This is a genomic window from Streptomyces sp. NPDC023481, from assembly GCF_055560195.1.
Map to the genome: position 1 here is coordinate 227,040 of NZ_JBVHJE010000007.1, position 24,400 is coordinate 251,439.

Consider the following 24,400-nt stretch of genomic DNA (forward strand, 5'->3'; position numbering starts at 1 on the left):
CATGCCGCCCAAGGGCAAGCGGTTAAACCCGCAGAACGGCACCCTGGTCGAACGCGTCGCCGGCTGGTCGATCCGGCACCGCGCGCTGGCCGTCGGAGGATGGCTGGCACTCGTCATGCTGGCCGTCCTGTCCACCTCCCTGGTGTCCGGCGACAGCGCCGTCACCAAGGACCCCGGCGAATCCGGGGTGGCCCAGCAGGTTCTGAACGAACAGAAGGACTGGGAACCCGTCCTGGAGAACGTCCTCGTCCAGTCGCGCGACAAGGACGGGCCGAAATTCAGGGACGACCCGGAAATGCAGCAGGCGGTCAGGGACCTGGTCGCCGCATTCGACAAGACCCCCGGTACGGTCTCGCAACTGCGCACCCCGCTGGATCCCCGGGGGGAACGGCAGATCTCGGCCGACGGGCGGTCCGGCCTCGTCACCTTTTTCGTCGCCGGGCCCAACGAGAAAATGGACGCCCATTTCGACGCGGTGGTCGACGCCGTCCACGAGGTGGCCGGCCGGCACCCGGACATCCGTGTCGTACAGGCCGGTGACCAGAGCCTTTCCCGGGCCGTCGACGACGCGGTGAAGAAGGACTTCTCCAGCGCCGAGAGCACCTCCCTGCCGATCACCCTCGTCATCCTGCTCATCGTGTTCGGCGCGCTGGTCGCGGCGGCCGTCCCGCTGCTGCTCGCCGCCACCGCCGTGGCCGCCGCCTTCGGACTGATCGGCGTGCTCGGCCAGTGGGTGGCCGTCAACAGCGCGGTCTCCTCGATGATCCTGCTGATCGGGGTCGCCGTCAGCATCGACTACTCGCTGTTCTACCTGCGCCGGGAACGCGAGGAACGGGCCGCGGGCCGTACGGTCGCCGAGGCGCTGCGGATCACCGCCAAGACCTCCGGGCACGTCGTCGCCGTCTCCGGCGTCACCGTCATGCTCTGCGTCAGCGGACTGCTGCTGAGCGGCCTCGACGTCTTCCGCGGGCTCACCCTCGGCACGATCGTCATCGTCGGCCTGGCGATGGTCGGTTCCGTCACCGTCCTGCCCGCGCTGCTCGCCGCGCTCGGCCACCGGGTGGACAAGGGCCGCATCCCCTGGCTCGGCAAGCGGCGCACCACCGTGCTGGAGTCGGCGACCTGGCGCCGGCTGGCCCAGAAGGTCGTCAAGCGGCCCCTGGTGTGGGGCGGTGCCGCCGTCGTGGCCCTCGTGGTCATGGCGCTGCCGATGTTCTCCATGCACCTGCAGGACGCCGCCGTCGTCAACAGCCTGCCGCGCAGCGCGCCGACCGTGGACGCGGCGATCCGGATGCAGGACGCCTTCCCCGGCTCGCCCACCCCGGCCCGGATCGCGGTGTGGAACACCGGCGGCGGATCACCGGACACGCCCGCGGTGCGCGCCGCCGTCGGCAGGCTGCACGACGAGATCGCCGCGAGCGGCGGCCGGCTCTCCGGCCCGGTCTCCACGGTCCGCGTCGACGACGTCCTGGTGGTCCGGGTGCCGCTGGCCGGTTCCGGTACCGACGCGGCCTCCCAGCGGGCGCTCGAGACCCTGCGCGACACCGCGCTGCCCCGCACCCTCGGCAAGGTGGACGGCGTCGAGTACGCCACCGCGGGACGGACGGCGTTCGCCCACGACTTCGCCGACCAGCTCGGCGGACGCACCTTCGCGGTCATCGCGTTCGTGCTCGTGCTGGCGTTCGTCCTGCTGCTCCTGGTGTTCCGCTCGGTGACCATCCCGCTGGTCTCCATCGCCCTCAACCTGCTGTCGATGGGCGCCTCGTACGGCGTGCTCACCTGGGTCTTCCAGTACGGCAACCTCAGCGGGCCGCTCGGCTTCACCTCGTACGGCGGTGTCGCGGAATGGCTGCCGCTGTTCATGTTCGTGGTGCTGTTCGGGCTCAGCATGGACTACCACATCTTCATCCTGAGCCGGATCAGGGAACGCCGGCAGGCCGGCGCCCAGCCACGGGACGCCATCGTCGGCGGTGTCGCCGCCAGCGCCGGCGTGGTGACCAGCGCGGCCGTCATCATGACCGCGGTGTTCACCATCTTCATCACCCTGTCCGCGATCGAGAACAAGATGATGGGCGTCGGCATGGCCGTGGCCATCCTCATCGACGCCACCCTCGTGCGCGGCATCCTGCTGCCGGCGGCCCTGGCCCTGCTGGGCAAGCGGGCCTGGGAGCTGCCGCGCGGGCTGCGCCGCCTGCCGGGCGGCACGCACCGCACCGCGCCCGCCGCCGCGCCCGCCGGCCCGGCGAGCCGCCCCACCGAGGGCGTCCGGCGCACCTGAACCAGCCCCCGTCCCCCCGCTCCGGCCGGAGCCCGGTCCTCCCGGGCTCCGGCCGGAGTCATTCCCCCGCCCCCGAGGACGCGGCCCGCGCTCGCGGCAGGCACACGGATAGCGCCGCTATAGACGGAGTATCGGGCCCTGCAGAAGAGTGCTGTCGCGCATAGCCCCGGAATTCAGGAACGCAGCACTTCCCAACGCACCATTTCCAGCGGAGGAATCGCGATGGCGGACGAGCGGGACGACGAACAGGTCTATTACGTCGTGGTCAACGACGAGGAGCAGTACTCGATCTGGTGGGCGGACCGCGAACTGCCCGCCGGATGGCGTGCCGAGGGAAAGCAGGGAAAGCGCGCGGAATGCCTGGAGTACATCGGCGAGGTGTGGACCGACATGCGGCCGCTCAGCCTGCGCCGCCGTATGGAGCAGGAGACCGCGCACTGAGACACGCGGCGGCGTAGTTCGGCACGACCACCGATTCCGGCCGGACCGGGATCGGTTCTTCGGTGAGCGGCAGCAGCAGGAGGACGGGATACGGATGAGCGGCGGACCCCACCAGCGGAACTCTGATGTCGACGCCCTCCAGGAGAGGCTTCTGCGCGCCCGGCTCGGCGGCCGTTCCCGGGCCCGCCGCGCCACGATCCCGCCCGCCGACCGCTCCGGCCCGCTGCCGCTGTCCTTCGGCCAGCAGCAGATGTGGTTCCTCAACCGGCTGGAACCGGGCAGCCCCGAATACCTGGTGCCGCTTGCCTTCCGGTTGCGCGGCGGCCTCGACACGGACGCGCTGACGCGCGCGTGGAACGCGCTGCTCGCCCGGCACGAGGTGCTGCGCACCCGCTACACCCTGCGCGACGGCGACCCCGTCCAGGTCATCGACCGGCCACGGGAGCTCACGCTGCCCCTCCAGGAGGCGTCCGGCGCCTCGCCCGGGGAACGGGAGCGCGCCGCCGCCGAGGTGGCGCGTGCCGCGGCCGTCACCCCGTTCGACCTGGAGCAGGAGTGGCCGGTGCGGGCCGGACTGGTCCGGCTCGCCGCCGGCGATCACATCCTGTACGTCGTCTTCCACCACATCGCCTTCGACGCCTGGTCCACCAGCGTCCTCGGCACCGAACTCGCCGCCCTCTACGGCGCGTTCACCGCCGGCCAGGAGCCCGCGCTGCCCGAACTGCCCGTGCAGTACGCCGACTTCGCCGCCTGGCAGCGCGCCGGTGAGGCGGCCGGCGAGCTGGACGCCCACCTGGACCACTGGCGCAAGGCGCTCGCCGACCTGACGCCCACCGATCTGCCGGCCGACCACCCGAGGCCGCCGTACCGCGACCACGACGGCGCCGACGTGGCCTTCACCCTGCCCGAGGGGCTGTCCGCCCGGGTCCGCGAGCTGGCCCTGCGGCACGACGCGACCCCGTTCGCCGTCCTCCTCGCCGCCTTCCAGGCATTCGTCGCCCGCTACACCGGGCTGCGGGACATCCCCGTCGGCACGGTCGTCTCCGGCCGCACCCGTCCCGAACTGCAACAGCTGATCGGCTACGGCATCAACAACCTCGTCATGCGCGGCCGCTGGGACGGCGATCCCCGTTTCTCCCAGCTCGTCACCGCCGCCCGGGAGAGCCTGGTCGACGCCTACGAGCACCAGGCCGTGCCGTTCGCCCGGCTCGTCGCCGAACTCCAGCCCGAGCGGGACATGTCCCGCACCCCGCTCTACCAGGTGGCCCTGACCTTCCACGAGCGCGGCCGCGAGACGCTGAGCCTGCCCGGCCTGGCCGTCGAGCCGTACCCGCTGACCGGCGGCATCGCCAAGTGCGACCTCGAACTCCAGGTGAACCAGGGCCCGGACGGCACTCTGAGCGGCCAGTTCGTCTACGCCACGGCCCTGTTCACGCCCGGCACCGTGGAGCGCATGGCCCGGCACTTCGTCCGCCTGCTGCAGCAGGCCGTCGAGGACGAGTCGACCCCGCTGTCCCGTCTCGATCTGCTCGGCGAGGACGAGCGGGCCTTCCTCGTCTCCGGCCTGCACAACGCCGCCGCCTCGGCCCACCCCGTCACCCACACCCTGCACGCGTTGTTCGAGGAGCAGGTGGCGCGGACCCCGGACGCGGTGGCGGTGGTCGCGGGCGGGGTGTCGCTGTCGTACCGGGAGGTGGACGAGCGGGCGAACCGGTTGGCCTGGCGTCTGCGGGCACTGGGCGTGGGTGCGGAGTCGCTGGTCGGGGTGTGCCTGGAGCGCGGCCCCGACCTCGTACCGGCGCTCATCGGCGTGCTCAAGGCGGGTGCGGCCTACGTCCCGCTCGACAGCGCCCACCCGGTGGAGCGGCTGCGGTACGCGCTGTCCGACGCCGGCGTCCGCGTCGTCGTCACCGCAGGCGCCGAGGCGGACCTCCTCGCCGGGTTCGAGGGTGAGCTGGTGCTGCTGGACGATGCGTTGGGGTCGGAGCGGGTCGATGCGCCGCCTGCGGTGTCGGGTCCGGACAACGCGGTGTACGTCATCTACACGTCGGGGTCGACGGGCCGTCCCAAGGGTGTCGTACTGAGTCACGCGAATGTGGTGCGGCTGTTGGAGACGGCTCAGGAGCACTACGCGTTCGACGGCTCTGATGTGTGGTCGATGTTCCACTCGTACGCGTTCGACGTGTCGGTGTTCGAGATGTGGGGTGCCCTGGCGCACGGGGGGACGCTGGTGGTGGTGCCGCGTGAGGTGACGCGGTCGCCGGAGGAGTTCTTGGACCTTCTCGTGGAGCGGCGGGTGACGGTGTTGAGTCAGACGCCGTCGGCGTTCCGGTCGCTGGTGTCGGCGGCCGCTGCCGGTGACGAGCGGGTCGGCCGGCTGGTCCTGCGGTCGGTGGTGTTCGCCGGGGAGAAGCTGGAGGTCGGTGAGCTGCGGCCCTGGGTGCGGCGGCTCGGGCTGGACCGGCCGGTGCTGGTGAACATGTACGGCATCACCGAGACGACCGTCCACACCACCTACTACCGGGTCGTCGAGGCGGACTTGGAGAGCGGTGCGGGCAATCCGGTCGGGCGTCCACTGAGCGATCTCACCGTGCATCTGCTGGACCCGCAGGGGCAGTTGGTGCCGATCGGGGTGCCCGGTGAGATCCATGTCGGGGGTCCGGGTGTGGCCCGGGGCTATCTGAACCGGCCGGAACTGACGGCCGAGCGGTTCGTGCCGGATCCGTTCGGGCCGCCCGGGGCGCGGCTCTACCGTTCCGGGGACCTGGCCCTGCGCCGGCCCGACGGCAGCCTGGAGTTCCTGGGACGGGCCGACGACCAGGTCAAGATCCGGGGTTACCGGATCGAACTCGGCGAGATCGAGGCCGTACTGGCGGGGCATCCCGGGGTGCGTGAGGCCGTCGCCGTCGTCCGGGACGAGCAGCTCGTCGCCTACCTCGTCCCGGCGGAGGACGGCGCGCCCGACGCCGCCGAGCTGCGGACGTTCCTCTCCCGGGACCTGCCCGAGTACATGGTGCCGGCGGCGTTCGTCACGCTGGAGCGGCTGCCGCTGACCGCCAACGGCAAGCTCGACCGGCGCGCCCTGCCCGCCCCCGACCGCACCGCCTACGCGGCGTCCCGCTATGTCGCCCCGCGCACCCCCGTCGAGGAACGCGTCGCCGCCGTCTGGGCGCAGGCCCTGGAGGTCGAGCGGGTCGGTGTGCACGACGGTTTCTTCGACCTGGGCGGCGACTCCATCCGCGCGGTGTCCCTCGTCGGCGCCCTGCGCGAACAGGGCTTCGACCTCACCGTGCGGGACGTCTTCGACCGTCGTACCGTCGCCGAACTGGGCGAACTCCTCACCGGCCGGGCCACGCTGGAGACCGACGACCTCGCTCTCGTCGCGCCCTTCGCGCTGATCCCCGACGCGGACCGGGCCCGCCTGCCCGAGGGGGTCGTCGACGCCTACCCGCTGTCGCAGATCCAGACCGGCATGGTCATCGAGATGCTCGCGGACGAGGAGAAGAACCACTACCACAACTGCAGCTGCTTCCGGATCCTGGACGAGCGGCCCTTCGACCCGGCCGCCTTCCGGCGGGCCGCCGGCGAGGTCACCGCCCGTCACGACATGCTGCGCACCTCGCTGCACCTGACGGGCTACTCCGTACCGCTGCAGATGGTGCACGAGCGCGCCGAGGTGACCGTCGGCGTGCGCGACCTGCGCGAGCTGGGCCCGGAGGCGTTGCAGGAGTCGCTGGCCCGGTTCGTCCGGGAGGAACGGGCCCACGCCTTCGACCTCGACGTGCCGGGGCTGATGCGGTTCCACGCCCATGTCGCCGACGGCCACTGGTGGATCTCCGTCACGGAGTGCCACCCGATCATGGAGGGCTGGAGCTACCACTCGCTCCTCATGGAGCTGCTCACCTGCTACCACCGGTTCCGCGACGGCGAGCCGCCCGAGCCGTACGAGCGGCCGGCCGTGCGCTTCGCCGACTCCGTCGCCGGTGAGCTGGCCTCCCTCGCCGGCACCGAGGACCGCGCGTACTGGAGCGGGGTGGTCGCCGACTACGAGAAGTTCACCCTGCCCACCGCCTGGGCCGGGGCCCCGGACGCACCGCGCGGCAAGTACCACGTCCGTGTGCTGTGGGACGACCTGGAGCCGCGGCTGCGCGCCCTGGCCGCCGAGGCCCGGGCCTCGCTGAAGAGCGTGATGATCGCCGCGTACGGCAAGGTGCTCAGCCTGCTCACCGACGCCCCCCGGTTCCACGCCGGCCTGGTCTACGACGTACGGCCCGAGGTGACCGGCGCCGACCGCGTCTACGGCATGTACCTCAACACCCTGCCGCTGGCCTTCGACCGGATACCCGGCACCTGGCTGGACCTCGTCCGCGGGGTCTTCGCGCGGGAGGTGGAGAGCTGGGCGCACCGCCGCTACCCGCTGCCCGCCGTGCAGCGCGACACCGGCGTCAGCGGCCGGCTCATCGACGTCTTCTTCAACTACCAGGACTTCCGGCAGGTCGACGCGGGCCTCGTGGACGACGCCGTCGGCATCGACGACAGCCCCACCGAGTTCCCGCTGACCATCTCGTCCCGGGTGAAGAGCATCTTCCTCACCGCCGACACCCGCGCCTTGGCCCCGGAGCACGCCGACCGGATCGGCGCCATGTTCCGTACGGTCCTGGAGGCGATGGCGGCCGACTTCGGCGGCGACGCCCGGCGCCCGCTGCTGCCCGCCGACGAGCACGACCGGCTGACCGGTGCCTTCGCCGTCCACCCCGCCGAGCCCGTCACGCACACCGTGCCGGAGCTGTTCGAGGAGCAGGCCCGGCGCACCCCCGACGCGGTCGCGGTCGTGGACGGCGGCACCCGGCTGACGTACGCGGAGCTGGACACCCGCGCCAACCGGCTCGCCCACCACCTGGCCGCGCTCGGGGTGACGGCCGAGTCCGTGGTCGGGGTGCTGCTCGACCGCGGCGCCGACCTCGTCACCGCCCTGCTCGCCGTGTGGAAGGCGGGCGGCGCGTACGTGCCGATGGACCCGTCCTTCCCGGCCGACCGGGTCGGCGGCATCCTCGCCGACGCGGGCGCCCGGGTACTGCTCACGCAGTCCGCGTACACCGACCGGACGGACGCCGGGGGCCCGGCCGCGACCGTCGTGCTGGACCGGGAGCGGGCCGCGGTGGCCGCCCGGCCCGGCCGCCGGCCCGAGCGGACCGACGACCCGGCCCGGCTCGCCTACGTCATCTACACCTCCGGCTCCACCGGCCGGCCCAAGGGCGTGCTCGTCCCGCACGGCGGTCTCGCGGGCCACGTCCGCTGGGCCCGCGACGAACTCACCGGCGCCGGCGGCGGCGCCCCGCTGTTCTCCTCCGTCGCCTTCGACCTGGTCGTGCCCAACCTGTGGGCGCCGCTCGTGGCCGGCCAGGCCGTGCACACGTTCCCGCAGGACCTCGACCTCGGGCAGCTCGGCGACGCCCTGGCCGCGCACGCCCCGTACGCCTTCGTGAAGCTCACCCCCGCCCACCTGGAGGTGCTCACCCACCAGCTGGACGCGGAGCGCGCGGCGCGGCTGGCGCCGCTGCTCGTCGTGGCCGGCGAGGCGCTGCGCCGCCCCGTCGTGGCCGCCTGGCACGCCCTCGCCCCCACCACCCGGCTGGTCAACGAGTACGGCCCCACGGAGACCTCCGTCGGCACCTGCACCTGGGACGTACCCGGGCCGCTGGGCGCCGCCGCCCTGCCGGAGATCATGCCCATCGGCGGCCCGCTGCCCGGCGTCACCATGTACGTCCTGGACGACCGCCTCCAGCCGGTCCCGACCGGTGTCCCCGGCGAGCTGTACATCGGCGGGGCGGGCGTGGCGCGCGGCTACCTGGGCCGCCCGGAGCTGACCGCCGAGAAGTTCGTACCCGACCCGTTCGGGCCGCCCGGCGCCCGCCTGTACCGCAGCGGCGACCGGGTGCGGATGCTCGCCGACGGCAGCGTCGACTTCCTCGGCCGCGGCGACGGGCAGGTCAAGATCCGCGGCTACCGTGTCGAACTCGGGGAGATCGAGACCGCGCTCGCCGCTCAGCCCGGCATCGCCGACGCGCGCGTGGTGCTGCGCGAGGACCACCCCGGCGAACAGCGCCTCGTGGCCTACCTCGTCGCCGCCGACGACGGTACCGAGGCCGCCGTGGCACCGGCGCGGCTGCACGAGCGGCTCGCCCGCACCCTGCCCGAGTACATGCTGCCGACGGCGTTCGTGACCCTGCCGGCCATCCCGCTGACCGCCAACGGCAAGCTGGACCGCGCGGCCCTGCCCGCACCGGGCAGCGAGGCCTACACCACCGACGGCCACACCGCGCCGCGCACCCCGCTGGAGGAGCGGCTCGCCGCGGTGTGGGGCGAGGTGCTGGGCGCCGAACGGGTGGGCGTGCACGACAGCTTCTTCGAGCTGGGCGGCGACTCGATCCGGGCCGTCGCCCTGATCGGCGCCCTGCGCGCCACCGGTCTCGCCGTGTCCGTCCGGGACGTCTTCGCCCACCGCACGGTGGCCGGCCTGGCCGGCGCGCTGTCCGGCCGCACCGAGCCGGCCGCCGACGCCCCCGCGGGCGTCGCCCCGTTCGCGCTGCTCGACGCCGAGGACCGGCGCGGGCTGCCCGAGGGCGTGTCCGACGCCTACCCGCTGTCGCTGGTGCAGACCGGCATGCTCGTGGAGACCCTCGCCGACAGCGAGCAGCGCAACTACCACAACGTGAACGTCTACCGCGTCCACGACGACCGCCCCTTCGACGAGGCGGCCTTCCGCACGGCCGTCGCGACGCTGGTCGCCCGTCACGACGCGCTGCGTACGACGGTCGCGCTGACCGGCTACTCGCGCCCCCTGCAACTGGTGCGCACCGAGGCCGACGTACCCGTCGCGCTGCGCGACCTGAGTGCCCTCCCAGGCGACGAACAGCGGCGGAGCATGCGGGAGTTCGTCACCCGGGAACGCGACCGGCCGTTCGACTTCGCCGGTGACGAGCCGCTGCTGCGGGTGTACGCGCACCTGCTCGGCGACGACGGCTGGCTGTGCACCTTCACGCAGAGCCACGCCGTGATGGACGGCTGGAGCAACCAGCTCTTCCTGGTCGACCTGGTCCGCCTGTACCAGAGCCTGCGCGACGGCGTGGAGCCGGAGCCGTACCGGGCGCCGGAGGTGCGTTTCGCCGACGCGATCGCCGCCGAGCTGGCCGCGCTGGACTCGGCGGAGGACCGCGCCTACTGGCAGGACCTGGTCGCCCGGCACGCCAAGGTCACCCTGCCCGAGGCCTGGCGCGGCGACCCGTCCCGCCCCGCCGAGGTGGTGCGCGCCGGCACCCGGTACGCCGACCTCGACGCGCCGCTGCGGGAGCTGGCCCGCGCCGCGCGGACGTCCGTGAAGAGCGTTCTGGTCGCCGCGTTCATGAAGGTCATGGGCCAGCTCACCGACGCACCCGCCTACCACGCCGGCCTGGTCACCCACTCCCGGCCGGAGGCCGCGGGCGCCGACCGGCTGTACGGCACCTACCTCAACACCCTGCCCTTCCCCGCCGACCGCACCGCGCGGACCTGGCGCGAACTGGTCGGGCAGGTGTCCGCCAGGGAGATCGAGGCCTGGCCGCACCGGCACTTCCCGATGCCGGCCATCCAGCAGGACCGGGGTGCCGGGCGCCTGGTCGACGTCTTCTTCGGCTACCTCGACTTCCACCGCATGGACGCCGAACAGGCCGAGGACGGCTGGGGTTTCAACGACGCGCCGAACGAGTTCGCGCTCACCGTCACCGCCCTCGACGGCGTCCTGAGCCTGCGCTCCACCTCCCACGTCCTCGCCCAGGAGCACGCCGAGCGGCTGGCGGGGATGTTCCGTGCGGTGCTGGAGGCGATGGCGGCGGACCCGGAGGGCGATGCGCGGGCGGTGTACCTCCCGGCGGGTGAGCGGGAGGTGATCCTGGCGTCCGCCGGTACGCGGGGTCCGGTGGTGCCGGTGTCGGGGACGTTGCACGCGCTGTTCGAGGAGCAGGTGGCGCGGACACCGGACGCGGTGGCGGTGGTCGCGGGCGGGGTGTCGCTGTCGTACCGGGAGGTGGAGGAGCGGGCGAACCGGTTGGCCTGGCGTCTGCGGGCGTCGGGTGTGGGGGCGGAGTCGCTGGTCGGGGTGTGCCTGGAGCGGGGTCCCGACCTGGTACCGGCGTTGATCGGTGTGCTGAAGTCGGGGGCCGCGTATCTGCCTCTTGATCCTGTGAACCCTGCCGAGCGGTTGTCGTTCATGCTGTCGGACGCGCGGGCGCGGGTGGTGGTGACCGAGTCGGGTCTGCTGCCGGTCCTGGACGGGTATGACGGTGAACTGGTGCTGCTGGACGATGCGTTGGGGTCGGAGCGGGTCGATGCGCCGCCTGCGGTGTCGGGTCCGGACAACGCGGTGTACGTCATCTACACGTCGGGCTCGACGGGCCGTCCCAAGGGTGTCGTACTGAGTCACGCGAATGTGGTGCGGCTGTTGGAGACGGCTCAGGAGCACTACGCGTTCGACGCCTCCGATGTGTGGTCGATGTTCCACTCGTACGCGTTCGACGTGTCGGTGTTCGAGATGTGGGGTGCCCTGGCGCACGGCGGGACGCTGGTGGTGGTGCCGCGTGAGGTGACGCGGTCGCCGGAGGAGTTCCTGGATCTGCTGGTGGAGCGGCGGGTGACGGTGTTGAGTCAGACGCCGTCGGCGTTCCGGTCGCTGGTGTCGGCGGCCGCCGCCGGTGACGAGCGGATCGGCCGGCTGGTCCTGCGGTCGGTGGTGTTCGCCGGGGAGAAGCTGGAGTTCGGTGAGCTGCGGCCCTGGGTGCGGCGGCTCGGGCTGGACCGGCCGGTGCTGGTGAACATGTACGGCATCACCGAGACGACCGTCCACACCACCTACTACCGGGTCGTCGAGGCGGACCTGGAGAGTGGTGCGGGCAATCCGGTCGGGCGTCCGCTGAGCGATCTCACCGTGCATCTGCTGGACCCGCAGGGGCAGTTGGTGCCGATCGGGGTGCCCGGTGAGATCCATGTCGGGGGTCCTGGTGTGGCCCGGGGCTATCTGAACCGGCCGGAACTGACCGCGGAGCGGTTCGTGCCGGATCCGTTCGGGCCGCCCGGGGCGCGGCTCTACCGCTCGGGGGATCTTGCCCTGCGCCGGCCCGACGGCAGCCTGGAGTTCCTGGGACGGGCCGACGACCAGGTCAAGATCCGGGGTTACCGGATCGAGCTGGGGGAGATCGAGGCCGTACTGGCGGGGCATCCCGGGGTGCGTGAGGCCGTCGCCGTCGTCCGGGACGAGCAACTCGTCGCCTACCTCGTCCCGGCGGGGGACGAGGCGCCGTCCGGTGCCGAACTCGTCGCCCGGTGCGGGCAGTCGCTGCCCTCGTACATGGTGCCCGCGGCCTTCGTCACGCTGGACGCGATCCCGCTGACCGCCAACGGCAAGCTCGACCGCCGCGCCCTGCCCGCCCCCGACCGCACCGCCTACGCGGCATCCCGCTATGTCGCCCCGCGCACCCCGCTGGAGGAGCGGATCGCCGCCGTGTGGCGGGACGTGCTCGGCGTGGACCGGGTCGGGGTGCACGACGGTTTCTTCGACCTGGGCGGCGACTCCATCCGCGCGGTCGCCCTCGTCGGTGCCCTGCGCGCCGAGAACCTGGACGTCTCCGTCACCGACGTCTTCGCCCGGCGTACCGTCGGCGACCTCGCCCACCTGCTGGCCGGGCGCGACGCCCCGGCCGCGACCCGGGGTCCGGTCGAGCCGTTCGCGCTGCTGTCCGCCGAGGACCGGGCCGCCCTGCCGGACGGCCTGAGCGACGCCTACCCCATGTCCCAGGTGCAGACCGGCATGGTGGTCGAGCTGCTCGACGGCGGCGACGCCTACCGCAGCTTCGTCGCCTACCGGGTGCGCGACCCCCACCCGTTCGCCGAGGAGGCCCTGCGCCGGGCCGCGCGGACCGTCGTCGGCCGGCACGAGCTGCTGCGGACCTCGTTCGACCTGCACTCCTACTCGGTGCCGATGCAGCTGGTGCACGCCGGGACCGACGTACCGGTCACCGTCCACCACGTGCCCGGCGCGGCCGGGGACGAGCCGGACGAGGCGCTGATGCGGCTGCTGCTGGCCGAGCGGAACGCCGAGATCGACCTCGGGCGGGCCCCGCTGCTGCGGGTGACCGCCTATGTCACCGACGACGGCTGGTGGCTGTCACTGTCCCGGCCGCACGCCATCACCGAGGGCTGGAGCCACAACTGGCTGCTGTCCGAACTCCTCGGCTGCTACCGCGCCCTGCGCGACGGCCGGGACCCGGCACCCCACCACGCCCCGGACGTCCGCTACGCCGACTACATCGCGGCCGAGCTGGACTCCCTCGCCTCCGCCGAGGACGCCGCCTACTGGCAGGACATCGTCGACAGCCACCCGCCGCTCACCCTGCCCGACGGCTGGGAGCGCGCCGCGGAACCCGGCGAGGGCTACGACCTCGTGCTGCCCCTCGCCGACCTGGAACCGGGCCTGCGCGAGGTGGCCACCCGGCTGCGGACCTCCGTCAAGAGCGTGCTGCTGGCCGCCCACACCAAGGTGATGAGCCGGCTCACCGAGTCCCCGGCCTTCCAGGTGGGCCTGGTGGTCGACGCCCGTCCCGAGTTGCTCGGCGCCGACCGGGTGTACGGCATGCACCTCAACACCGTGCCGTTCCCCGTGGACCGCTCCGCCCGCACCTGGCGGGAGCTGATCACCCGCGTCTTCGACCGGGAGGTCGAGCTGTGGCCCCACCGGCGCTACCCGTTCCCCGCCCTCCAGCGGGCCTGGCGCGGCGGGCGGCTGGTGAGCGTCGCCTTCAACTACGTCGACCTGCCCCGCCTGGACGGGGAGGACGGGCAGGACGGCGACGGGACCCGCGCCGACGCCCGGCTCGGCACCAACCGCACCGAGTTCGACGTCACCGTGCACTGCCGGCCCGACCGGCTGAGCCTGTCCACCCGGACCGCCGTCCTCGCCCGGGCCGACGGGGAGCGGCTGCGCGCGATGTACCGCGCGGTGCTGGAGGCGATCGTCGCGGACGTGGACGGCGACGCCCGGGCCGGCTGCCTGCCCGACGGCGAGCGCCGGCTGCTGCTGGAGACCCTCACCGACACCGCCCGCACCCCGGTCGACCTGCGCGTGCCGGAGGAGTTCCAGCGCCGTGCGGCGCTGGCCCCGGACGCCGTGGCCGTCACCGCCGACGACCGGGTGGTGACGTACGGGGAGCTGAACGGCCGCGCCGACCGGCTCGCCCGCCACCTGCGCGGACTCGGGGTGAGCCCGGAGACCCTGGTCGCCGTCTGCCTGGAACGCTCCCCCGAGCTGGTCCTCGCCGTGCTGGCGGTGCTCAAGGCCGGCGGCGCCTGGCTGCCGCTCGACCCGGAGGCGCCCGCCGACCGGCTGCGGTTCATGCTGGCGGACGCCGGGGCCCGCTTCCTGCTCACCGCCGGGGCCACGGACGCAGCGGTGCCCGACACGGAGGGTGTGACCCGCGTCCTGGCCGACCGTCCGGACTCGTGGGGTGCCCAGCCGGACACCGACCCGGAGCCGCTCGCCGGACAGGACGGGCTGGCGTACGTCATCTACACCTCCGGCTCCACCGGCCGCCCCAAGGGCGCCATGGTGCGCCGCGACGGCATGGGCAACCACCTGCTGGCGAAGATCGAGGACCTGGGGCTGGACGCCGACGACAGCGTCGTACAGAACGCCTCCCCGGCCTTCGACATCTCCGTGTGGCAGATGCTCGCCCCGCTGGTCGTCGGCGGCAGCGTGCGCACGGTCGACGGGGCCACGGCGCTCGACCCGAAGGAGCTGTTCGCCCGGGTCGCCGCCGAAGGGATCACCATCCTGGAGGTCGTGCCGTCGCTGCTGCGGACCGCGCTGGACCACTGGGACGCGGGGGCCGCGGCGCCCGCCCTGCCGAGACTGCGCAGACTGGTCGTCACCGGCGAGACGCTCCCCGCCGAGCTGTGCGAGCGCTGGCTCGCCCGCCACCCCGGCATCCCGCTGGTGAACGCCTACGGCCCCACCGAGTGCTCCGACGACGTCACCCACGCCGTGCTGTCCGACCCCGCAGCCCTCGGCACCCGCGTCCCGATCGGCCGGCCGGTGCGCAACACCCGGCTGTACGTGCTCGACGCGTGGCTGCGCCCGCTGCCCGTGGGCGTGCCCGGCGAGCTGTACGTCGGTGGCGCCGGCGTCGGCCGCGGCTACCTCGGCCGGCCTGGGCTCACCGCGGAACGCTTCGTGCCCGACCCGTACGGCCCGGACGGCGCCCGGCTGTACCGCACCGGCGACCTCGCCGCCTGGCGGGCCGACGGCAGCCTGGACTTCCTGGGGCGCCTGGACGACCAGGTCAAGGTGCGCGGGCACCGGATCGAGCTGGGCGAGATCGAGGCCGCGCTCGGCGGGCATCCCGCGGTCCGGCAGGCCGTCGTGGTCGTCCACGAGGAACGGCTCGTCGCCTACCTCACCACCCGCGCCACCGAACGGGCCGCCCCCGAGGAGCTGCGCGACCGGCTCGCCCGCACGCTCCCGGAGTACATGCTGCCCGCCGCCTACGTCACGCTGGACGCCCTCCCGCTGACCCCCAACGGCAAGCTCGACCGGCGCGCCCTGCCCGCGCCCGACGACACCGCCTTCGCCCGCGGCGCCTACCTGGCCCCGCGCGACGCCGACGAGGAGCGGATGGCCGACGCCTGGGCCCAGGCCCTGGGCGTGGCCCGGGTCGGTGTCCGCGACGGGTTCTTCGACCTGGGCGGCGACTCCATCCGGGCCGTCGCGCTCGTCGGCGCGCTGCGCGCCCAGGGCGTCGACCTCGCGGTGCGGGACGTCTTCGAGGCCCGTACCGTGGAACGGCTGGTCGAACTGGTCGCCGGGCGGGAGACGCTCACCGCGCGGGAGCGGGCGTTCACCGCCCCGTTCGCGCTGATCTCCGACGCGGACCGGGCCCGGCTGCCGCAGGACGTGACGGACGCCTACCCGGTGGGCCGCACCCAGCTCGGCATGCTGATCGAGACGACCGGCGGCAACCGCAACCCGTACCACATCGTCAACACGTTCCGGGTGGCCGACGACCGGCCGCTTGACCCGAGGGCGCTGCGCGCCGCCGCCCGGGTGCTCGCGGCCCGGCACGAGATGCTGCGCACCTCCTTCCACCTCACCGGCTACTCGGTCCCGCTGCAACTGGTGCACGCCTCCGTGGAGATCCCGGTCGCCGTGCACAGCGTGCGCTCGCTGACCGAGGAGCAGCTGACCGCGGCCCGCTTCGAGCTCCAGGCCCGGCAGCGCGCCGCCCTGTTCGAGGTCGACCGGGCCCCGCTGATGCGGATCCTCGCCCACGAGGAGAGCGACGAGGCCTGGTGGGTCACCTTCACCCAGTCGCACGCGATCACCGAGGGCTGGAGCTACCACCAGCTGCTGGTGGAACTGCTCGACTGCTACCGGGCGTTCCGGGACGGCGGCGAACCGGAGCCGTACGAGGTGCCCGAGGTGCGCTTCGCCGACGCGGTCGCCGCCGAGCTGGCCGCGCTGGACTCGGCGGAGGACCGCGCCTACTGGCAGCGCGTCACCACCGGGCACGCCCCCGTGGCACTGCCCCGCGACTGGGCCGGCCCCACCGCCGAACCCGTCTACGAGGAGGTCCCCTTCGACGACCTCGGCGACCGGCTGAGGGAACTGGCCACCACGGCCGGCGTCTCCTACAAGAGCGTGCTGGTCGCCGCGTTCATGAAGGTCATGGGCCAGCTCACCGACGTACCCGCCTACCACGCGGGCCTGGTGTGCGACACCCGGCCGGAGGCGGCGGGCGCCGAACGGGTGCTCGGCATGTACCTCAACACGCTGCCGTTCGCCGTCGACCGCAGCGCCCGCACCTGGCGGGAGCTGGTCGGGCAGGTCTTCGACCGCGAGGTCGAGCTGTGGCCGCACCGGCGCTACCCGATGCCCGCCGTGCAGCGCGACCGGGGCGGTGGCCGGCTGATCAACGCCTACTTCAACTACATCGACTTCCACCAGGTCGACACCGGCAGGGTCGCCACCGGCACCCGTATGACCAGCGCGGCCAACGAGTTCGACCTGACCGTCTTCAACCGCGGTGACCGCCTCTACGTCAACACCCGCGCCGACGTCGTCTCCAAGCCGCACGCCGAGCGGCTGGCGGGGATGTTCCGTGCGGTGCTGGAGGCGATGGCGGCGGACCCGGAGGGTGATGCGCGGGCGGTGTACCTCCCGGCGGGTGAGCGGGAGTTGATCCTGGCCTCCGCCGGCACGCGGGGTCCGGTGGTGCCGGTGTCGGGGACGTTGCACGCGTTGTTCGAGGAGCAGGTGGCGCGGACCCCGGACGCGGTGGCGGTGGTCGCGGGTGGGGTGTCGCTGTCGTACCGGGAGGTGGAGGAGCGGGCGAACCGGTTGGCCTGGCGTCTGCGGGAGTCGGGCGTGGGTGCGGAGTCGCTGGTCGGGGTGTGCCTGGAGCGGGGTCCCGATCTGGTGCCGGCGTTGATCGGTGTGCTGAAGTCGGGTGCTGCGTATCTGCCTCTTGATCCGGTGAACCCTGCCGAGCGGTTGTCGTTCATGCTGTCGGACGCGCGGGCGCGGGTGGTGGTGACCGAGTCGGGTCTGCTGCCGGTCCTGGACGGGTACGACGGTGAGCTGGTGTTGTTGGACGACGCGTTGGGGTCGGAGCGGGTCGATGCGCCTGTGTCGGTGTCGGGGCCGGACAACGCGGTGTACGTCATCTACACGTCGGGCTCGACGGGCCGTCCCAAGGGTGTCGTACTGAGTCACGCGAATGTGGTGCGGCTGTTGGAGACGGCTCAGGAGCACTACGCGTTCGACGCCTCCGATGTGTGGTCGATGTTCCACTCGTACGCGTTCGACGTGTCGGTGTTCGAGATGTGGGGTGCTCTCGCGCACGGCGGGACGCTGGTGGTGGTGCCGCGTGAGGTGACGCGGTCGCCGGAGGAGTTCCTGGATCTGCTGGTGGAGCGGCGGGTGACGGTGTTGAGTCAGACGCCGTCGGCGTTCCGTTCGCTGGTGTCGGCGGCCGCCGCCGGTGACGAGCGGATCGGCCGGCTGGTCCTGCGGTCGGTGATCTTCGCCGGGGAGAAGCTGGAGGTCGGCGAACTCACGCCGTGGACCGAGCGATGGGGTCTGGGCCGGGTGGCGCTGGTGAACATGTACGGCATCACCGAGACCACCGTCCACACCACCTACCACCGGCTCACCCAGCGCGACTTCGCGTCGGGCGCCGGCAACCCCATCGGCCGCCCCCTGAGCGACCTCACCATCCATCTGCTGGACGACAACGGGCAGTTGGTGCCCGACGGCACCCGGGGTGAGATCCATGTCGGCGGCCCCGGTGTGGCCCGGGGCTATCTGAACCGGCCGGAGCTGACCGCGGAGCGGTTCGTGCCGGACCCGTTCGGGCCGCCCGGGGCGCGGCTCTACCGCTCCGGGGACCTGGCCCTGCGCCGGCCCGACGGCAGCCTGGAGTTCCTGGGACGGGCCGACGACCAGGTCAAGATCCGCGGCTACCGGATCGAGCTCGGCGAGATCGAGAGCGCCCTCGTCGCCCACCCGGCGGTCCTCCAGGCGGTCGTCGTCGCCCGCGCCGACACCCTCGTCGGGTACGTCGTACCGGCCGGGGAGCAGCCGGTGGAGCCCGCGCGGCTGCGGGACTGGCTCGGGCGCGATCTGCCCGGCTACATGGTCCCGGCCGCCTACCAGCGCATCGAGCGGCTCCCGCTGACCGCCAACGGCAAGCTCGACCGGCGCGCCCTGCCCGCCCCCGACCGCACCGCCTACGCCCGCGCCGCCTACCTCGCCCCGCGCACCCCCGCCGAGGAACGGATCGCCGCCGTGTGGCGGGACGTGCTCGGCGTCGAACGGGTCGGTGTCCTGGACGGCTTCTTCGACCTGGGCGGCGACTCGGTGAAGGCGGTCGCGGTGGCCGGCCGGCTGCGGGAGGCCGGTGACGACGTCACGGCCCGGGACGTGCTGGAGGACCAGACCGTCGAGGCGCTGTGCGCCCGCGCCGCCGCCGCGGGCGCGCCGGCCGAGGCCGTTGTGCCGGTGGCGCCGTTCGCGCTGCTGTCCGCCGAGGACCGGGCCGCCCTGCCGGACGGCCTGAGCGACGCCTACCCGCTCACCCGGACGCAGACCGGCATGCTCGCCGAGATGCTCTCCGCCGACGGCGGGCCGCTCGCCTACCACCGGGTGTCCTCGGTGCGGATGGGCGCCGACGAGCCGTTCTCCCGCGAACCGCTGACCCGGGCCGTCCAGGAGCTGATCCGCCGGCACGAGGCGCTGCGCACCACGGTGGACGCGGAGTCGTACGGCACCCCCCTGCAACTGGTGTGGGACACCGCCCCGGTGCCGCTGCGCGTGGTCGACCTGGCCGGTGTGGACGCCGAGGAGCAGGACCGGGTGCTGCGGGAGACGCTGGCCGAGGAGGGCCGGACCCCGCTGCCGCACGACACCCCGCCGCTGCTGCGCCTGCTGGTGCACCGGCTCGGCGACGGCGCCTGGCAGCTGACCGTCACCCAGTCCCACCTGATCGTCGACGGCTGGACCTTCGCCACCCTGCGCGGCGAACTCCTCGCCCTGTACCGGGCGTTCCGTGACGGCGACCCGGTCCCGCCGTACGACCCGCCCGCGGTGCGGTTCGCCGACACGGTGGCCGCCGAGCTGAGGGCCCTGGCCTCCGAGGAGGACGACGCCTACTGGCGGGAGGCCGTCACCGGGCACGCCCCGTTCGCCCTGCCGGACGGCTGGGGCGACGGCGGCCCGGGCGCCGGGCGCGACGGCTACCAGCTGCGCGTCCCGGTGGCCGACCTCACCGACGGGCTGCGCGTCCTCGCGGCGGCCGCCGGTGCGCCCGTCAAGAGCGTGCTGCTGGCGGCCCACCTGCGGGTGCTCGCCGCGCTCACCCCGGAACCCCGCTTCTCCTCGGGCCTGGTCACCCACTGCCGGCCCGAGGCACCCGGCGCCGACCGGGTCTACGGCACCCACCTCAACACCCTGCCGTTCCCGGCCGGCCCGCTGCCCGCCCGCTGGCGGGACTGGGTGCGCCGGGTCTTCGACCGGGAGCTGGAGGCGTGGCGGCACCGGCACTTCCCGATGCCGGCCGTCCAGCACCGGTACGGCGACGGGACCCGGCTCGTCCAGGTGTACTTCAGCTACGAGGACTTCGGCGTCCCGGACACCGCGCCGGCCCGCGACGGCGCCGGCGGGGCCATGGGCTCCAGCCACGACGAGTTCCCGTTCGCCGTCACCGCCGGCGGTGCCGAGATCGTCCTCGACCTCGACGCCCGCGCGGTCGGCCGCGCCGACGGGGCCCGCCTGGTCTCCCTGTACCGGTCGGTGCTGGAGGCGATGGCCGCGGACCCGGACGGCGACGCCCGTACGGCGGTGCTGCCGGACGGCGAACACGAGCTGCTCGCCCGCTGGTCCGCCCGCCCCGCCGAGCCGCCCGCCTGGCTCCCGCCCGGCCGCTTCGAGGAGTGGGCCCGCCGCACCCCCGGCGCCACCGCCGTCGCCGTGGACGACGAGACGGTGCCGTACGGCGAACTCGACGCCGCCGCCAACCGGATCGCGCACGAGCTGCGCGCGCTGGGCGTCGGCGCCGGGACGACCGTGGGCCTGCTGCTGGGCCGCGGACGCGACCTGATGGCGGCCCTGCTCGGAGTGTGGAAGGCCGGCGCGGCCTATCTGCCCCTCGACGCCTCCTTCCCACCGGAGCGGCTCGGCTACCTGCTCGCCGACTCGGGCGCCGCCGCCCTGGTCACCGAGTCCGCGCACACCGCGGACCGCCCGGCGGACTTCACCGGTCCCGTGCTGCTGCTCGACCGGGACCGGGAGCGGATCGAGGCCCGGCCGGACACCGCGCCGGACCGCGCCGACGACCCCGACGGCGTCGCCTACGTCATCTACACCTCCGGCTCCACCGGCCGGCCCAAGGGCGTGCAGATCACCCACCGGGGGCTCGCCAACTTCCTGCGGTACGTCGTGGACACCTACCTCGCCGACGGCACGCACGGGGCGCCCGTGTTCTCCTCCGTGGCCTTCGACATGGCGGTGTCCGGGCTGCTGGCCCCGCTGATGGCCGGGCGGACCGTGCACGTCTTCCCGCACCACCGGCAGCTGGACGAGCTGGGTGCCTGGCTGGCCAAGCGCGGTCCCTTCGACTTCGTCGAGCTGACCCCCGGCCACCTGGAACTGGTGTCCGCGCAGTCGGGCGGGGCGGCCGCGAGCCCCATCGCCCGGGCGCTGGTGGTCGGCGGGGAGACCGTCACCGCCCGTACCGTGGCGCAGGCCCGCCCGCTGCTGGGCGGCGGCCGCGTGGTCAACTCCTACGGCCCGACCGAGACCTCGGTGACCAGCAACGAGTTCGTCGTCCCCGACCCGCACACCGGTGACGCCATACCCGTCGGCGGGCCGCTGCCGGGCGTCACCGCGCATGTCCTCGACACCTGGCTGAACCGCGTCCCGCGGGGCGTGACCGGCGAGCTGTACATCGGCGGTGCCGGCGTGGCCCGCGGTTACGCCGGCCGGCCGGCGCTGACGGCCGAGCGATTCGTCCCCGACCCCTACGGCCCGCCGGGCGCCCGGCTGTACCGCACCGGCGACCTCGCCCGGGTGCTGCCGGACGGCTCGGTGGACTTCCTGGGCCGCGGCGACGGCCAGGTCAAGATCCGCGGCTACCGGATCGAACCCGGTGAGATCGAGGCCGTGCTCGTCCGGCACCCCGGGGTCGCCGACGCCCGGGTGGTGCGCCGGGGCGACGGCCCGTCCGACGCCCGGCTGGTGGCCTACCTGGTCGCCGACGGGCAGGGCGCGCCCCCGGCGGCCGACGAGCTGCGCGAGCTGCTGTCCCGGCATCTGCCCGGGTACATGGTCCCGTCGGCGTTCGTGACGCTCGACGCGCTGCCGCTCACCGCGAACGGCAAACTCGACCGGCGCCGGCTGCCCGCCCCCGACGACACCGCGTTCGGCCGGCGTGGGCACGACGCCCCGCGGACCCCGACCGAACGGTGGCTCGCCGGAGTGTGGGCGGAGGTCCTCGGTGCCGAACGGGTGGGCCGGGACGACCGCTTCTTTGCCCTCGGCGGCCACTCCCTGCTGGTCTTCCAGGTGCTGGCGGCGGCCCGGCGGGCCGGGTACCCGCTGTCCCTGCTGATGCTCTACCGCGACGACAGCCTGCGGGCGGTCGCGGCGGCCGTCGACACGGCACGGGCCGCCACACCGGCCGAGCCCGAGCGCCGGCCGGCGGCCCGGCCCACGACCTCCGCGACCGTCACGACCACCACGGCCTCCGCGGCCGCCACCGGCTCACCGGAGTCGCTGCTCACCGCGCACGTGCCCGGCGTCAGCCTCGCCGTCATCGCCGACGGCGAGCTGGTGGACGTACGGACCGAGGGCGTGCTGTCCGCCGGCGGCGGCGGACCGGTCACCCCGCACACGCCGTTCCAGGCCGGCTCGGTGAGCAAGCTCGTCACCGCGCTGGGCACCCTGCGCCTGGTGGACGAGGGCGTGCTCGACCTCGACCGGGACGTCGACGCCTACCTCACCGGATGGCGGCTGCCCGACGGCACCGGGGTCACACCGCGCCGGCTGCTCGCGCACCTGGCCGGCCTGACGCCCACCCCGAGCACCGGCCAGCGGCGCGGAGAAGCCCTCGTACCGCTGCCCGAGCTGCTGGCGCCGGTCCGTACGGAACTGCAGCCCGGCACCGTCTTCCGCAAGGCCAACGTGCACTACTCCGTGATCCAGCAGATCCTCGCGGACGTCACCGGCGAGAGCTTCCCGGCGCTGATGCGGCGCCTGGTGTTCGAGCCGCTGGCGATGACCGGCAGCAGCTTCGACCAGGCCTACCCGGAGCACAGCGCCCACCCGGTGGCGTCCGGGCACGACACCGACGGGCACCCGGTCGACGGCGGCTGGCGGCAGTGGCCCGACACGGCGGCCGCCGGGCTGTGGACGACCGCCGCCGACCTGGCCAAACTGCTGCTGGAGGTCCGCCGCTCCCGGCTCGGCCGGCCCCTGGCGCTGCTCCGCCCCGGCACCGCCGGACAGCTGCTCACCCCGCAGCACCCGCACAGCGCCTACGGTCTGGGCGCGGTCGTCGACGACCTCGGCACGGACGTGCAGTTCGGGCACGGCGGTGCGGGCGACGGCTACCACGCCCTGGCCATGTGCCGCGTCGGGCGGGGCAGCGGGTTCGTGGTCCTCACCAACGGCGACGCCGGTGCCGAGGTGGCCAGGCGTTGTGTGCCGCTGCTGGACGCCCGGCCCGTGGACCGGTCGCGGTGAGCGCGGTCGGCGGCCCGGCCGTCACCGCCGGCCCGCAGCCGCCGCCCCCGCCGCTGCGCCGCAACCGGGACTTCCTGCTGCTGTGGCTCGGCGCGGGCCTGTCGGTGCTCGGCGACCGCGCCGCCACCGTCGCCTTCCCGCTGCTGATGATCTGGTACAGCGGCTCGCCCGGCGAGGCCGGCCTGGTGGGGTTCGCCGGGCTGCTGCCGATGCTGCTGTTCCAACTGCCGGCCGGGGTCCTCGTCGACCGGCTGGATCGCCGTACCACGATGGTCGTCTGCGACCTCGCCGGGCTGCTGGCCATGGTCAGCCTGGGCGTGGCCCTGCTGCACGGCACCCTGTGGCTGGCGCACATCATGGCGGTGGCGTTCGTGGAGGGCACCGCCTCCATCTTCTACCGGCTGGCGGAACGGGCCGCCGTACCCCATGTGGTCGGCACCGGGCAGGTGTCCACCGCGCTGTCCCAGAACGAGGCCCGGGCGCGTGCCGCCGGGCTCCTCGGGCAGCCGCTGGGCAGCGCCCTGTACGGCACGGCCCGCTGGTCGCCGTTCCTGGCCGCCGCGCTCGGCCATCTGTCCGCCCTGTGCGGCCTGCTGCTGATCCGCACGAAGTTCCAGAGCCCGCGCGACCCCGCACCGTGGCGGCCGCGCGCCGAACTCGCCGAGGGGTTCGCCTGGTTGCTGGGCCAGCGGTTCCTGCGGGCCGCGATCTGTCTGGTCGCGGTCACCAACATCCTCTTCCAGGCGCTCAGTCTGGCCCTGGTCCTGGTCATCAAGGAGGGCGGCGGCTCACCGGCCGAGATCGGGATCATCGGGGTCGTCTCGGGCCTCGGCGGCATCGCGGGCGCCCTCACCGGCTCGCACGTCGTCCGGCGGCTGCGTCCCGGCACCGTGATGATCTGCGTCTTCGCCGTCTGGACGCTGCTGATGCCGCTCGTCGCGCTGACCGCCGACGTGGTGCTGCTCGGCGCCCTGTTCGCCGGGACCTCGTTCGCCGGGGCGGTGCTGAACGTGATGGCCGGCGTGTACCAGGTGCAGGCCACCCCGGACGAGCTGCAGGGCCGGGTCGGCGGGGTCGCCGGACTGCTCAGCTCCGGGGCGAGTTCGCTGGGCTCGCTGGCCGGCGGCTACGCGCTGGAGCGGACCGGCTCGACCGGCACCCTGCTCGGCGTCGGAGCGGTCATGGCGGCGACCACGCTCGCCGCCGCCCTGATCCCGGCCGTCCGCGCCGCCCGCCGCCCCGAGCCCGCGCCGCCCGCCCCGCCGGCCGCGTCGGTCTCCGCCGACCCGTCCGAACCTCACTGACACCCACTGACACCCACTGACACCCACTGACACCCACTGACACCCACTGACCACCTC

At 73.9% G+C, this 24,400-nt stretch carries 4 protein-coding genes; all 4 read left to right on the forward strand.

Annotated features, from left to right (window positions below; genetic code table 11):
• The first annotated feature begins 1 nt into the window (after nucleotide 1).
• The 4 genes from ACZ3ZD_RS17000 to ACZ3ZD_RS17015 all read left to right on the forward strand — a co-directional run bounded on the left by ACZ3ZD_RS17000 (nucleotide 2) and on the right by ACZ3ZD_RS17015 (nucleotide 24,343).
• Nucleotides 2–2,278, forward strand: a complete 2,277-nt coding sequence (locus tag ACZ3ZD_RS17000) for an MMPL family transporter (RefSeq protein ID WP_467397666.1) — start codon at nucleotides 2–4, stop codon at nucleotides 2,276–2,278.
• Between the two features lie 222 nt (nucleotides 2,279–2,500).
• Nucleotides 2,501–2,719 carry an MbtH family protein gene (locus ACZ3ZD_RS17005; protein ID WP_467397669.1) on the forward strand — a complete coding sequence of 73 codons (219 nt, stop codon included), beginning with the start codon at nucleotides 2,501–2,503 and terminating at the stop codon, nucleotides 2,717–2,719.
• 94 nt (nucleotides 2,720–2,813) lie between these two features.
• Entirely contained in the window at nucleotides 2,814–23,039 is a 20,226-nt protein-coding gene (locus tag ACZ3ZD_RS17010) for an amino acid adenylation domain-containing protein (protein WP_467397670.1), read from the forward strand.
• Nucleotides 23,036–24,343 (forward strand): MFS transporter, encoded by a 1,308-nt coding sequence (locus ACZ3ZD_RS17015; RefSeq protein WP_467397673.1) that lies wholly within the window; start codon nucleotides 23,036–23,038, stop codon nucleotides 24,341–24,343. The genes ACZ3ZD_RS17010 and ACZ3ZD_RS17015 overlap by 4 nt, the downstream gene beginning before the upstream one ends.
• The last annotated feature ends 57 nt before the right edge of the window (nucleotides 24,344–24,400 follow it).